Source organism: Proteus faecis (assembly GCF_003144395.1).
GTDB classification, from domain to species: Bacteria; Pseudomonadota; Gammaproteobacteria; order Enterobacterales; family Enterobacteriaceae; genus Proteus; species Proteus faecis.
This window is the reverse complement of record NZ_PENZ01000034.1, coordinates 466,236-480,468: the sequence shown is the minus strand read 5'-3', so window position 1 is coordinate 480,468 and position 14,233 is coordinate 466,236. Positions and strand designations below refer to the sequence as shown.

The window sequence follows — 14,233 nt, the reverse complement described above, 5'->3', positions numbered from 1 at the left end:
TTATTTATATTTCAATTACTGTTTAGTTGGGGCAAATAAACTTAAGATAAATAGACAGCTCGCCGCTAAAACCACAGAAGGACCAGCGGGAGTATCATAGAAAGCAGAGAAGGTTAAACCGCCTGTAATTGCCAACATACCAACAACGACTGCAATCAGAGCCATTTGCTCTGGCGAACGAGCAAAACGACGTGCTGTTGCCGCTGGGATGATCAGTAAAGAGGTAATGATTAGTGCACCTACAAACTTCATCGCTAAACCAATGGTTAATGCGGTGATCATCATTAGCTTTAAGCGTTCTCTCTGAATATTTACACCATCAACAAATGCCATATCTTGATTAATTGTCATGGAAAGCAGAGGGCGCCATGAGCGAAGGATCACAAATAAAACAATCACAACACCAATAAAAATACTGAGAACGTCTTGATAGTTTACTGATAGCAAATCACCAAACAGATAAGCCATTAAATCAACACGCACATTCGACATTAAACTAACAACCACAAGCCCTAAAGAAAGCGCACTATGTGCCATGATCCCTAAAAGAGTATCAACAGAAAGTTGAGGTTTTAATTCTAACCAGACCAATAAAATAGCGAGAAGGAGCGTGACTGCAATAACAGCATAAAAAGGCTCGATATTAAACAGCAAACCAAAAGCAACACCAAGTAGTGAAGCGTGTGCTAAGGTATCACCAAAATAAGACATCCGGCGCCAAACGACAAAAGAACCCAAAGGGCCCGCCGCCATTGCTAAGAGCATACCGGCAATCCAACCCGGTAACAGCAACTCAATCATGACGACACTCCTTACTATGCTGGTGATGATGACGATAAATACCCAGTTGCTCAGCACCACGACTTCCAAACATGGCAATGAATTCTGGGTGAGAAGAAACAACGTCAGGTGTACCCGAACAGCAAATATGGCCATTTAAACAGAGCACTTCATCTGTTTTTGCCATCACAAGATGAAGATCATGAGAAACCATCAAGATGGCACAACCTAATTCATGGCGAAGCTGATTAATTAAATCATAAAGTGCTAATTGACCATTAACATCAACACCTTGGGTGGGTTCATCTAAAACTAAAAGTTGAGGCTGATTAAGTAATGCTCTTGCTAACAATACACGTTGAGACTCACCACCAGAAAGTTTCTGCATAGGTTGATCGATTAATTTAGCTGCATTAACTCGTTCTAAAGCTGGGAGAATATCTTTATTATGGACTCCCGGTTTTAGTGTCATAAAACGTTTAACGGTGAGTGGCATGGTTGGTTCAAGATAAAGTTTTTGTGGCACATAACCTACTCGTAGCGCATTTAGACGCTCAACTTTTCCTGAGGTTGGATTTAATAAACCAAGAACTAAACGGATAACTGTAGATTTACCAGCACCATTAGGGCCAAGTAAAGTAAGAATACGGCCTGCTTTTAGATTAAAAGAGATATCTTTTAAAATTTCTCTTTCACCAAAAGAAACACAAACCGATTTTAAACAAATCAAGTCAGACATAAAATTAGCACTTGCAGAATCATTGAAACGTTATAATATAACATTTCCAATGATGATTCACGAGAATTCTTCCTATGTTACATAAAAACAACAAATTTGCGCATCGTTTTTTATTGAAATCATTTTTAATGACAGCGATGATAAGCTCATTTAGTGCTTCAGCGCAGGCTGATGTGGTCGTTTCCATTAGACCATTAGGATTTATTGCGGCAGCTATCGCTGATGGGGTAACACCAACAGAAGTTTTATTGCCAGATGGAGCCTCTCCACACGATTATGCATTAAAACCTTCTGATTTGAAAAAAATCACCTCCGCAGACCTGATGGTATGGGTAGGACCAGATATGGAAGTGTTTTTAGATAAGCCATTAAACAGACTTACTGACAATCATAAGTTGGCTTTAGCGGAAACTAACGAAATAAAGTCGCTTTTATTGAAAGATGATGGTGACAATGTGCATAAACATGAGGAAAATCACGAACATCATTCTCACGGTGATTATAATATGCACATCTGGTTATCACCAGAAATTGCGTTGTCGTCTGCAAAACAGATCCACGAAAGGTTAATTACACTCTATCCAGATAAAAAAGAACTTCTGGACGTAAACCTAGGTAAATTCAGCGAACAACTCAAGCAAACTGATAGAAATCTTGTTAATATTCTGTCGCCTGTGAAAAATAAGGGTTATTTTGTCTTTCATGATGCTTATGGCTACTTCGAAAAACATTATAATTTAAAGCCGTTAGGTCATTTTACTATCAACCCTGAAATACAGCCGGGTGCACAGAAATTACATCAAATACGAACACAGTTGGTTGAGCAAAAAGCAACCTGCATTTTTGCTGAGCCACAATTTAGGCCGACGGTAATAGAAACAGTGGCGAAAGGCACTGGGGTTAAAATGGGTGTATTAGACCCCCTAGGAAGTGGGATTGCTCTGACTCAAGAGAGCTATATAAAATTCCTTACCCAACTAGCTAACCAATATGCGAGCTGCCTGAATGAAACACAATAAGGAATTAAGAACGTGCAGCAGAAGAAATCCATTGCACAGGTATATTTAAGTTTACCACTCCCACATAAGATAATGCTTGGTTCGTTAACTGCAGCAACACTGGCCGTCGCAATTTGGCGACCAGTGGTTCTTCAAAATGAGCAAAGCCGAGAAGTTCCTGTCAGCATTCAAATGCCTTCAGCAGTACAAAGTGAAAATACAGATGACATTATCACTGACAGTAGTGATCAGCTTACTGATGAAGGGTTAGTCGGTGCGGAAGATGGTACAGATACAAGCACTGCAGTTGCACAAGTTCCTCATACTTATATTGTCTCTAGTGGTGATTCACTAAGTTCAATATTAACTCAGTTTGGTATTGATTCTTCTGATATCGCAACTATTTCTAATCAAAATAAAGATCTTAGAAACCTTAAAATCGGGCAATCTATTAGCTGGGAGCTTGATGATAATGGGTTGCTAAAAGAGTTAAGTTGGGGGATTTCTCGTCGCGAAACACGTGTTTATACTCGCACTGAAACGGGCTTCAAAGAGACAAAAGAGTTTCAAAAAGGTGAGTGGAAAAACAGCGTTACCACTGGTGTTATTCGTGGTAGTTTTTCTGTTAGCGCAACAAATGCAGGTTTAACTAATTCAGAAGCACGTGCAGTGACTAAAGCATTGCAATGGCAAGTAGACTTTAAAAAACTACAAAGTGGCGATCAATTTGCTGCACTTTTTTCTCGTGAAGTGCTTGATGGCCGTACAGAGCAAAGTGAACTTATTGGTGTGCGTTTACGCAGCGCAGGCAAAGATTACTATGCTTTCCTTGCTGAAGATGGTCGTTTTTATGATAGCCAAGCTGGTGGGTTAGAACGTGGATTTATGCGATTCCCAACAGTGAAGCAGTTTAGAGTTTCCTCTCAATTTAATCCTCGTCGTATTAATCCTGTTACGGGGCGTTTAGCTGCTCATAAAGGTGTCGACTTTGCTATGCCAGTAGGAACACCTGTACTAGCAACAGGGGATGGTGAAGTTATTGTGGCAAAATATAGTGGTGCTGCGGGTAACTTTATCGCTATTCGTCATGGTAGCCAATACACCACACGTTATATGCACTTACGTCAGTTACTTGTAAAACCAGGACAACGAGTTAAACGTGGGGATAGAATTGCCTTATCAGGGAATACCGGTCGTTCTACAGGGCCTCATTTGCACTATGAGCTGTGGATCAACCAACAAGCAGTCAATCCACTTACGGCAACTTTGCCTCGAGCTGATGGTTTAACAGGTAAAGATAAACAAGAATATCTTGCTAAAGTAAAAGAGATTAAACCTCAGTTAGTGCTAGCCGATTGACAATAAACACGATTTTAAAGACATAAAAGCGGATGATTGATATCATCCGTTTTTGTTTTAATGTTTTTTACGCCTATTTGGGATATCAATTCAGAGAGTTATCTGATGAATAAAGAAAAAGATACAGATAGCAAAGCGGGTTATGTACCCACTTTTCACTGTGCCTATTTACATCCTCGTCATTGGGGAACATGGTTAGGTGCAGGTGTATTAAGTGTATTAGCTTATATGCCAGTAAAGTGGCGTGATCCATTTCTTGCTGCTATTGGTCGTTTTGTTGGACGTAAAGCGAAAAGCGCAAGACGCCGTGCAGATATCAACTTGAGATACTGTTTTCCAACATGGAATAAAACGCAACGTGAAAATGTTCTCGACAGCATGTTTGAAACTGCGCCCCAATCTTTTGTGATGTTGGCAGAGCTTTGCTTAAGAGGCCCTGAACGTATATTAAAACGTACATCTTGGCAGGGGCTAGAAATCATTGAGCGTTTTAAAGAGCAAGGCCGTAATGTTATTTTTATGGTGCCTCATGGCTGGGCAGTTGATATCCCTGCAATGTTATTAGCATCAACAGGCCAGAAAATGGCAGCGATGTTTCACCACCAAAAAGATCCTGTTGCTGATTATTTATGGAATAAAGCACGTCATCATTTTGATGGTCGATTACATTCACGCGAAGCAGGCATTAAGCCTTTTATTTCTTCCGTGCGACAGGGGTACTGGGGCTATTATCTGCCAGATCAAGATCATGGCGCAGAGCATAGCCAATTTGTAGATTTTTTCGGTACCTATAAAGCGACATTACCCGCAATTGGGCGATTAATGAAAGTATGCCGAGCGGCTATCGTACCATTGTTCCCCGTATATTGTCATAAAACACATCAGCTGAGTATTATTGTTCGTGAGCCCATGGATGATATTGAAGATAAAGATGATGCCTATATTGCTCGTAGAATGAATGAAGAGTTAGAAGCACTTGTGACACCAACGCCAGAGCAATATACGTGGATCTTAAAATTGCTGAAGACACGTAAAGAGGGCGAAATAGAGCCTTACGCTCGTGAGAATATCTTGGACTAATTCATGTACGAAAAATAAACAGATAAAAAACGGGCTCTTAATAAAGAGCCCGTTTTGTTATTACGATTTAGAGTTCTGTGTTATTCAACAGTCAGAATACGGCATGTATTGGTGCTACCGATTGTACCCATTTGGTCACCCTGAGTGACTAACACTAAATCACCAGAAACTAAGAAACCTTTATCACGTAAACGACCAATTGCTTCATTAGCAGCGGCAATTCCATCTGTGTGTGTACTGCAATAAACAGGTGTCACGCCACGATAGAGTGCGGTTTGATTCAATGTTTTCTCATGACGAGACATTGAGAAAATGGGTAAACCTGTACTGATACGAGACATCATGCGAGCAGTACGACCTGACTCAGTCATTGCAATAATCGCATTAACGCCTTTCATATGATTAGCTGCATACATTGTAGACATCGCAATGGCTTCTTCCACTGAATCAAACACCATATCTAAACGGTGCTTAGAAACATTGGCAGCTGGCATTTTTTCAGCACCTAAACAGACTTGAGCCATTGAAGCGACTGTTTCTGCTGGATATTGTCCTGCGGCGGTTTCTGCTGAAAGCATAACGGCATCAGTACCATCTAATACGGCGTTAGCAACGTCCATTACTTCGGCACGAGTTGGCATTGGATTTGTTATCATTGACTCCATCATTTGAGTGGCAGTGATAACGACACGATTAAGCTGACGAGCACGACGAATTAGTTTTTTCTGTACGCCAACCAGCTCAGGATCACCAATTTCAACGCCTAAATCGCCACGAGCAACCATAACTACATCTGAAGCAAGAATGATTTCATCAATGATTTCATCATTAGCAACTGCTTCAGCTCGTTCTACTTTTGACACTATTTGGCACTCACAGCCAGCATCACGAGCTAAACGGCGAGCAAGGTTAAGATCTTCGCCCGTTCTTGGGAATGAAACAGCAAGGTAATCAACACCAATTTTTGCAGCAGTGATAATATCTTGCTTATCTTTTTCTGTTAATGCATCAGCAGAGAGGCCTCCACCGAGCTTATTAATACCTTTATTATTAGATAAAGGGCCACCAACAGTCACTTCAGTAAAGACTTTTAAACCATCTACTTTGAGGACTTTTAACTGAACTCGACCATCATCAAGAAGTAAAATATCGCCTGGAACTACATCGGCTGGTAAGCCTTTATAATCAATACCTACTTGATTTTGATTACCTTCGCCTTTTTCGAGCGCTGCATCAAGTAAGAATTTATCACCGACATTCAGGAAAACTTTTCCATCTTTAAAGGTAGATACACGGATTTTAGGGCCTTGTAAATCACCGAGAATAGCAACATGGCGACCTAATCTTGCTGCAATTTCACGTGTACGATTTGCGCGAGCAAGATGATCTTCTGCAGAACCATGAGAGAAATTTAATCGAACAACATTTGCGCCAGCAATAATAATTTTTTCTAAGTTATTATCACGATCTGTTGCTGGGCCTAAGGTGGTAACAATTTTTGTTCTTCTGAGCCGTCTGGACATGTATTACTCCGTTGACCTTGAACGAAAGGTGTTGGCAATTGGATAAAACAGAAATAAGACTGTGTTTTACCCAATATGTTAAGTGAAACGCTTCAAGCTAATTGCAACATATACAGCTGTTTTCATTATATACGAGAGTTAGCTCGCAGATATGCTACCATTTTTCAAAAACTTATCTAGTCAGGGGCACAATTTGAAGTGTGACAATACTAACAGAATAATTAAAAACGGTTATTTATCAAACCGTGAATCACGTAAAGCTTCTTTGACGCGCTTCAAGTTATCTCTGAATTTTGGTCCTCGGCGTAAAATAAATCCTGTTGCGAGAACATCAATAATAGTCAGTTGGGCAAGGCGGGAGATCATTGGCATGTAGATATCAGTATCTTCTGGTACATCAAGCAAGATGGGAAGGGTCGCTTCAGAGGCTAAAAGAGAGCCCGGAGTTGTAATGGCAATAACAGCCGCATCGTTTTCCCGTGCGATTTTGGCAATTTCAACTAAATTTTTAGTACGACCGGTATGTGAAATAATAACGACCACATCTCCATCAGTACTGTTTATGCAACTCATTCGTTGCATAACAATGTCATCAAAATAAGTGATAGGAATATTAAAACGAGAAAACTTATTCATGGCATCGTGAGCAACGGCTGCTGATGCACCTAAACCAAAAAAAGAAATTTTTTTAGCTTGCGTCAAAATATCAACGGCACGATTGATAGCGGCGATATCAATATTGTTTTTAACGTTTTCAAGTCCCGCCATTGCGGATTCAAAAATTTTATTGGTATAAGAAGAGACCGTATCAGAATCATCAATATTACGATTTACATAAGGCGTACCGTTGGCAATGCTTTGTGCTAATTGTAATTTGAAATCAGGAAATCCTTTTGTTGCCATTCGTCGGCAAAATCGATTAACAGTTGGCTCACTGACATCAGCGGTTTTAGCCATTAAGGCAATACTTGAATGGATAACTGTTTGTGGTGCAGTTAAAACAGCCTCTGCGACTTTTTTTTCTGATTTACTCAAGATGTCCAGATTCGACTGAACCCTTTCCAATATATTCATTAAATATACAGATCCTTGGCTTTACCAATTTCAATAAAAGGAGAAATCTATAACGGTTTTATGAAAATATACTACGCAAAGAACAAGGCTTGCAGTGTAAACCATCGGTAAGCTGGGCTTTTTTCGTTAAAGTATGACGTGTGTCTAACTTTCAAAGCTGAAAACAAGAAACAAAACTGTAGTAAAGTTACAAGAAAAGATAAAAACACGGGTCATAAAATGAAGTGCCACAATATGTGTGCTAAGTTAAAGAGTAAAATGTGCAAGTGTATTTACTGAATACATTCAAAAGAGTACATTAATACAAAGTTCTGTAACAAAATTACAAAATCTCATCATGAGGAGACGTTCTATGGCAGCGATATCGACTGCTCAGGCCTGTGATCTGGTTATCTTCGGTACGAAAGGGGATCTGGCACGCCGTAAGCTCATTCCATCATTATATCAATTGGAAAAAGCAGGATATATTCACCCTGACTCTCGTATTATTGGTGTCGGCCGTGCTGATTGGGATGTTGAGGCATATAAAAATGTCGCTCATGAAGCGTTAAAAACCTTTTTAAAAGAAGAAATTAATCCTGAAATTTGGCAACGTTTAAGTGATCGTCTCGATTTTTGTAATCTTGATGTCAATGAAACAGACCATTTTATTGAATTATCAAAACACCTAAAACAAGATAAGTTACCAGCTATCTACTATTTTGCGATGCCACCTAGTACCTTTAGTGCAATGTGTCAGGGATTAGGTCATGCAAAATTAAATAAAGAGCCAAACCGTGTCGTAATGGAAAAACCATTAGGGACAGATTTAGCCTCTTCAGTTTCTATTAATGATAGTGTGGCAAAATACTTTAAAGAGAGCCAAATTTATCGTATTGACCACTATTTAGGGAAAGAAACGGTATTAAACCTTTTAGCTCTTCGTTTTGCCAATTCCCTTTTTGTTAACAACTGGGACAATAAAACGATTGATCATGTCCAAATTACAGTTGCAGAAGAAGTGGGTATTGAAGGGCGTTGGGGATATTTTGATCAAGCAGGTCAAATGCGTGATATGGTGCAAAATCACCTATTACAAATCCTGACTATGATTGCGATGTCTCCGCCAGCTGATTTAACTGCTGACAGTATTCGTCAAGAAAAAGTGAAAGTTTTGCGTTCATTGCGCCGTATTGATAACACAAATATTCGCGAAAAAACGGTTCGTGGACAATATACAGGTGGCTTTGTACAGGGTAAAAAAGTACCCGGTTATCTTGATGAAGAAGGGGCCAATAAAACCAGCAATACTGAAACATTTGTGGCAATTCGTGCTGATATCGATAATTGGCGTTGGGCTGGTGTTCCTTTCTATTTAAGAACAGGTAAGCGTCTACCAAGTAAATGTTCAGAAGTTGTGGTTTATTTTAAAAAGCCTGCGCTGAATATTTTCAGCGAGACTTACCAAGAGTTACCACAAAATAAGCTCACTATACGTTTACAGCCAGATGAAGGGATCGACATCGAAGTGCTAAATAAAGCACCTGGACTCGACCATAAACACCGTTTACAAACAACTAAGCTGGACTTGAGTTTCTCGGAAACATTCAACCAGACGCATTTAGCGGATGCTTACGAGCGCTTACTGTTAGAAGCCATGCGTGGTATTCAAGCGTTGTTTGTGCGTCGTGATGAAGTAGAAGAAGCATGGAAATGGGTTGATTCAATTATCAATGCATGGGAATGTGATAATGAGCTCCCTAAACCATATCAAGCGGGAACATGGGGACCAGTTGCATCTGTTGCAATGATCACGCGTGATGGTCGCTCTTGGAATGAAATTGAATAATTGATTTTGATTGTCCATTCTAAAACAAAAACACCCAGTTATGCTGGGTGTTTTTGTCTCACTTAAATATCTTTAAGCATAATTCCAGCAATTTAGATGAATAAAACTACTGAAGGATCGTAAAACTGTTGATTAACTATGCAATCTAATTTTAACTAGAAACTAAAACTTAAATAAAACCAACTAATTAACTAAAAAATTTTCTTCAAAAGGATTGCTTTAAATAATTTGGCATGATAGAAATATCATGTAACATTTAACCATCTTATATGAGGGTTCGGAGTATATCGTGCGGATGGTCTGTGCGATGAAAGAATAAATAATCATGACTAGCGCCAAAAGCGTCAAAGTTAAACGTTCTACCTATAAGTTATTCCTTTCTGCTATTTTATCCAGCGAACACTACTGGTGTGGCGCATTATAGAAACCTCTCATCTTAATTCCTGAGTTATCAGGAAACGACGTTGCCTTAACGTTCGGCTATTATTGCCGCCAGAAAGACTATCTACATATTCTCTATCTTCTGCGCAAGAAACGTTTTGGCGTATTTCGAATGTGTATGAGAGATGAAAAAATGATTTATTGGATATTTTTAGCATTAGCTATTGTTTGTGAGGTTATCGGTACTTTATCAATGAAGTACGCCAGTGTAAGCGGTGGTTACACGGGTATGATAGTCATGTGGTTAATGATTGCCACTTCCTATATCTTTTTAGCCATAGCCGTTAAAAAAGTGGCATTAGGTGTAGCATATGCACTGTGGGAAGGTATTGGAATTGTCATTATTACGACATTCAGCGTTCTGTGGTTTGGTGAATCACTCTCACCACTAAAATTAGGTGGCCTAGCAATGTTGATTGCAGGGATCACGCTTATCAAATCAGGTACTAAAAAATCGGCTGTTGCTAAGAAAACAACTGCCTCGGTAAAAAGTATCGCCGGTAAAGCTAAGCACGTTGCCAGTGCTGTAAAAGGAGCGAATAAGCCAATTCCTGCTAATATTAAGGAGGCTTAATTATGTTAGCTCAATTTGAATGGTGGCATGGTGCGTTCTTAATACTAGCCGTAGTGCTTGAGATTGTCGCAAATATATTCTTAAAAATGTCTAATGGCTTTAGCCGTATGGGATTAGGAATATTATCATTGATTTGTGTATTAGGCGCCTTTAGTGCACTTGCTATGGCCGTTAAAGGGATAGAGCTTTCTGTTGCTTATGCCCTTTGGGGAGCATTCGGAATTATTGCAACTATCGCCGCTGGTTGGATTTTATTTAATCAGAGACTCAATTATAAAGGATGGGGGGGGATTATATTATTACTGGTTGGTATGGTAATGATTAAATTTGCCTAAATCTTATTAACTCAATGAGCGAGATATTGATAAAACAAAAATAGAATTATCGCAGCAAAATAAATGACATTAAAAAAGCTGAATTCATAAGAATTCAGCTTTTTTTCACAATTAAATCTATTTAAAACGATAATGATAAAATTTAACTTTTGCTTCGTTGCCCTAAAAGTAAGCCCATACTTGCGAATATCAAAAGCGAGGAGCAAACGCGATTAAAAATACGTTTAGATTTAGGTTTTACTAAAAGTTGTTTCATATACAGACCGATAGCGGCATAAAGCATAATGGCAATAAATTCTAGCAGAAGAAAAAGTGTACCTAAAATTGCAAATTGATAGCCTGTTGACATTTCAGGATCTATAAATTGAGGTAAAAAAGCGGTAAAAATTAAAATAGCTTTAGGATTACCAGAAGCAACAAAAAACTCTTGCTTCATTAGTGTCAAAGAGCTTTTATTTTGTGTCGCTTTTAATAATGCAAATCCTTCTACAGGTGCTCGCCAAAGTTGAACAGCTAAATATAATAAGTAAGCAACACCTAAAAACTTAATTGCGTAAAAGATAAGTTCAGAAGTGTGTAAAACTACAGCTAACCCTAGAGAAGCTAGGCAGAGCATAAAAATAAAAGCCACGAGCCGACCTAATCCACCTATGCAAGAAATTTTAAAACCATAATGTGTTGCATTATTAATGGATAATAAGTTATTTGGGCCTGGAGCTAAATTTAATGCAAAACAGGCGGGTAAAAAAAGAAGTAATGTTGTTATGTCCATATCGATACTCATATTATTTATTTTATAACTATTCGATAATATCGTCATCGCTTGCTTTTTTAAATAATTAAAACAGAGAGTCAAAATATTTATTTACTTCTTAATTAGAAATAAATACTGAGATTTAAAAATAAAATAGCTTTTCTGTCTTTAATAATGATGAATATGTAGAGTTTTTCTCATAGAAAGACCCTGTTACTATTATTTTATCAGCGATGTTATTTTTTGCTGATAAAATGAAAAAAGATAAGTATGGTGATGAGTGTTTATTAGACAGCTATCTTGATTTAGTTAATAAATTTAATTCAAAAATAAGCACCCATAAATTTGGGTGCTCAGTATAGTGCAGTTATAAGGCTGCAATAATTTTAATTTCAACTTTATATTCAGGGTGCATTAATTGTGCTTGGACAGTACAACGTACGGGGGCGCTACCTTTGGCAACCCATGCATCCCATGCTTTATTCATACCTTCAAAATCGGCTTTATCAGCTAAAAAGATTGTCGCATCAAGAATTTTAGTTTTATCAGAACCTACACGTTGTAACAAAACGTCAATTGCCGCTAATGTGTCTGCTGTTTGTTCAATAATATCGTCTGATAAATTTTCTGGCACTGCAGTGTAATAAATTGTGTCGTTATGAATTACGGCTTCAGACCAGCGATCTTCAGGGTCGATACGCTTAATTGTCATTATGAGTTCTCCTTTGTATTAACGGCATAGGTGGTACTTTGGGTTATCCACTGGCATAATTTACGTCTTATTTTATAAAAAGAGTATGCCTGTGTCAGACGATTTTGCAGAAAACGGGATTTTAACCCGAACTATTCCAGGATTTCATCCCCGTGAAGCTCAACGACAAATGGCGAAATCAATAACTGAAATTATTGATAAGCAAGGTGTACTTATCGCTGAGGCGGGTACAGGTACAGGAAAAACGTATGCTTATCTTGTGCCCGCGTTGCGTTCGGGTAAAAAAACGATTATCTCAACAGGGTCTAAAGCCTTACAAGATCAATTATATAGTCGAGATTTACCCACGATCATTGAAGCGATTAATTATGATGGTAACACCGCGTTATTAAAAGGGCGCTCTAACTATCTCTGTTTAGAACGGCTTGATCAGCAAATGCTCAGTGGTGGTGATCTTGAAGCCGAAATTTTGTCTGATGTAATGTATGTACGCCAATGGTCAACACAGACCGAAGATGGTGATGTTAGTCGCTGTCATAGTGTTGCAGAAGATAGTCGCGTTTGGCCTTTAGTCACTAGCACTAACGATAACTGTTTAGGAAGTGATTGCCCTCGTTATAAAGAGTGTTATGTTCTAAGTGCACGTAAAAAAGCAATGGATGCGGATATTGTGGTGGTTAATCACCATCTATTTATGGCTGATACTGTCGTTAAAGATACTGGTTTTGGTGAGTTAATTCCGGAAGCTGAAATTATGATCTTTGATGAAGCCCATCAAATTCCAGATATTGCTAGCCACTATTTTGGTCAACAACTTACCAGTAGGCAGCTTTTTGATCTAGCCAGAGATATGACAGTGGCTTACCGTACAGAAGTTCGTGATCAAGTTCAGTTGCAAAAAAGTGCTGATAGATTAACCCAAATGGTGATGGATTTTCGTTTAGTGCTAGGTGAGGCGGGGTATAGGGGAAATTTACGTGAGCTATTGCAAGGTAGTGAAACAAAACGTTTTCTTACATTACTGGATGATGCCTTAGAATTGAGTTATGACGTTATGAAACTCTCTTTAGGTCGAAGCCAATTACTTGATAGTGCTTTTGAACGAGCCACCGTTTATCGCAATCGATTGAAACGCTTGATTGATACCACAATTCCAGGTTATAGCTACTGGTTTGAAAGTTATGGTCGCCATTTTTTATTAGCTATTACGCCTCTCTCTGTCGCAGATAAATTTCGCGAATTAATCAAATCACATAAAAGTAGTTGGGTATTTACTTCCGCAACACTTTCTGTAAATGAGAAAATGTCTTATTACACGGATAGGTTGGGCTTAGAAAATGCGACAACACTGATTTTAAACAGCCCATTTGATTATCAACATCAGACGTTACTCTGTGTACCACGTTATTTGCCCCCATTAAATCAACCTTATACGGCGAAACGTTTAGCGACTATGCTAACGCCTGTTATTTTAAAAAACCAAGGTCGCTGTTTTTTCCTTTGTACTTCACATGCCATGATGCGTGGACTTGCTGAAGAGTTTAAAGCCAATTTGCCATTACCCGTATTGATGCAAGGTGAGATGAGTAAAACACAATTACTGCAAAAATTTGTCTCATCAGGAAATGCGCTTTTAGTTGCGACTCAAAGTTTTTGGGAAGGTGTTGATGTGCGTGGCGATACACTGTCTTGTGTGATTATTGATAAATTACCATTTACTGCACCCGATGATCCTTTATTAAGGGCTCGTATTGAAGATTGTGAGTTGCGGGGCGGAGATGCCTTTAGAGATGTCCAAATTCCTGATGCTGTCATTAGTTTAAAACAAGGTGTCGGGCGATTAATTCGTGATGTGTATGATTATGGCGCAATTATAGTTTGTGATGATAGGTTGGTTTCTCGTGCATATGGTGAGGTTTTTTTAAGTAGTTTGCCACCATCACCACGCACGCGATCACTCGAAAAAACAATGAAATTTTTGAGCCAACGCGCACAGCAGAATGAAATACAAGAAATATCGGATTCATAATAGCGAT

At 38.7% G+C, this 14,233-nt stretch carries 13 protein-coding genes; 7 read left to right on the top strand and 6 right to left on the bottom strand.

Features of this window, described 5'->3' with window-relative positions:
• Positions 1-15 precede the first annotated feature (15 nt).
• On the bottom strand, positions 16-801 hold the full coding sequence (znuB, locus tag DK858_RS11820; RefSeq protein WP_109397579.1) for a zinc ABC transporter permease subunit ZnuB: 786 nt from the start codon (positions 799-801) through the stop codon (positions 16-18).
• Complete coding sequence (gene znuC, locus DK858_RS11815; protein WP_006536604.1) at positions 794-1,519, bottom strand: zinc ABC transporter ATP-binding protein ZnuC; 726 nt, start codon at positions 1,517-1,519, stop codon at positions 794-796. Before znuC ends, znuB begins: the two co-directional genes overlap by 8 nt.
• A gap of 74 nt (positions 1,520-1,593) precedes the next feature.
• Between znuC and znuA the strand changes: the two genes are divergently transcribed.
• The 3 genes from znuA to lpxM all read left to right on the top strand — a co-directional run bounded on the left by znuA (position 1,594) and on the right by lpxM (position 4,956).
• Positions 1,594-2,538, top strand: coding sequence for a zinc ABC transporter substrate-binding protein ZnuA (gene znuA / locus DK858_RS11810; RefSeq protein ID WP_109397578.1), 945 nt, complete (start codon positions 1,594-1,596; stop codon positions 2,536-2,538).
• A gap of 12 nt (positions 2,539-2,550) precedes the next feature.
• Complete coding sequence (gene mepM / locus DK858_RS11805) at positions 2,551-3,876, top strand: murein DD-endopeptidase MepM (RefSeq protein WP_109397577.1); 1,326 nt, start codon at positions 2,551-2,553, stop codon at positions 3,874-3,876.
• A 105-nt stretch (positions 3,877-3,981) separates the two neighbouring features.
• Entirely contained in the window at positions 3,982-4,956 is a 975-nt protein-coding gene (gene lpxM / locus DK858_RS11800) for a lauroyl-Kdo(2)-lipid IV(A) myristoyltransferase (RefSeq protein WP_109397576.1), read from the top strand.
• Positions 4,957-5,036: 80 nt separating this feature from the next.
• On the opposite strand, the gene pyk is transcribed toward lpxM, so the two are convergent.
• On the bottom strand, positions 5,037-6,479 hold the full coding sequence (gene pyk, locus DK858_RS11795; RefSeq protein ID WP_109397575.1) for a pyruvate kinase: 1,443 nt from the start codon (positions 6,477-6,479) through the stop codon (positions 5,037-5,039).
• Between the two features lie 231 nt (positions 6,480-6,710).
• Positions 6,711-7,553, bottom strand: coding sequence for a MurR/RpiR family transcriptional regulator (locus tag DK858_RS11790; RefSeq protein ID WP_109397574.1), 843 nt, complete (start codon positions 7,551-7,553; stop codon positions 6,711-6,713).
• A 352-nt stretch (positions 7,554-7,905) separates the two neighbouring features.
• On the opposite strand from DK858_RS11790, the gene zwf reads away from it, so the two are divergent.
• The 3 genes from zwf (at position 7,906) to mdtI (ending at position 10,731) form a co-directional block, all read left to right on the top strand.
• Positions 7,906-9,381, top strand: coding sequence for a glucose-6-phosphate dehydrogenase (gene zwf, locus DK858_RS11785; RefSeq protein ID WP_109397573.1), 1,476 nt, complete (start codon positions 7,906-7,908; stop codon positions 9,379-9,381).
• A gap of 574 nt (positions 9,382-9,955) precedes the next feature.
• Complete coding sequence (mdtJ, locus tag DK858_RS11780) at positions 9,956-10,396, top strand: multidrug/spermidine efflux SMR transporter subunit MdtJ (RefSeq protein WP_109397701.1); 441 nt, start codon at positions 9,956-9,958, stop codon at positions 10,394-10,396.
• Positions 10,397-10,398: 2 nt separating this feature from the next.
• A complete protein-coding gene (mdtI, locus tag DK858_RS11775; protein WP_109397572.1) occupies positions 10,399-10,731 on the top strand; it encodes a multidrug/spermidine efflux SMR transporter subunit MdtI in 333 nt (110 codons plus the stop codon).
• A 142-nt stretch (positions 10,732-10,873) separates the two neighbouring features.
• Here mdtI and DK858_RS11770 read toward each other — a convergent pair whose 3' ends face one another.
• Complete coding sequence (locus DK858_RS11770; protein WP_109397571.1) at positions 10,874-11,503, bottom strand: LysE family translocator; 630 nt, start codon at positions 11,501-11,503, stop codon at positions 10,874-10,876.
• A gap of 349 nt (positions 11,504-11,852) precedes the next feature.
• Entirely contained in the window at positions 11,853-12,197 is a 345-nt protein-coding gene (locus DK858_RS11765; protein ID WP_109397570.1) for a RidA family protein, read from the bottom strand.
• An 85-nt stretch (positions 12,198-12,282) separates the two neighbouring features.
• On the opposite strand from DK858_RS11765, the gene DK858_RS11760 reads away from it, so the two are divergent.
• Positions 12,283-14,226, top strand: a complete 1,944-nt coding sequence (locus DK858_RS11760; RefSeq protein WP_109397569.1) for an ATP-dependent DNA helicase — start codon at positions 12,283-12,285, stop codon at positions 14,224-14,226.
• The last annotated feature ends 7 nt before the right edge of the window (positions 14,227-14,233 follow it).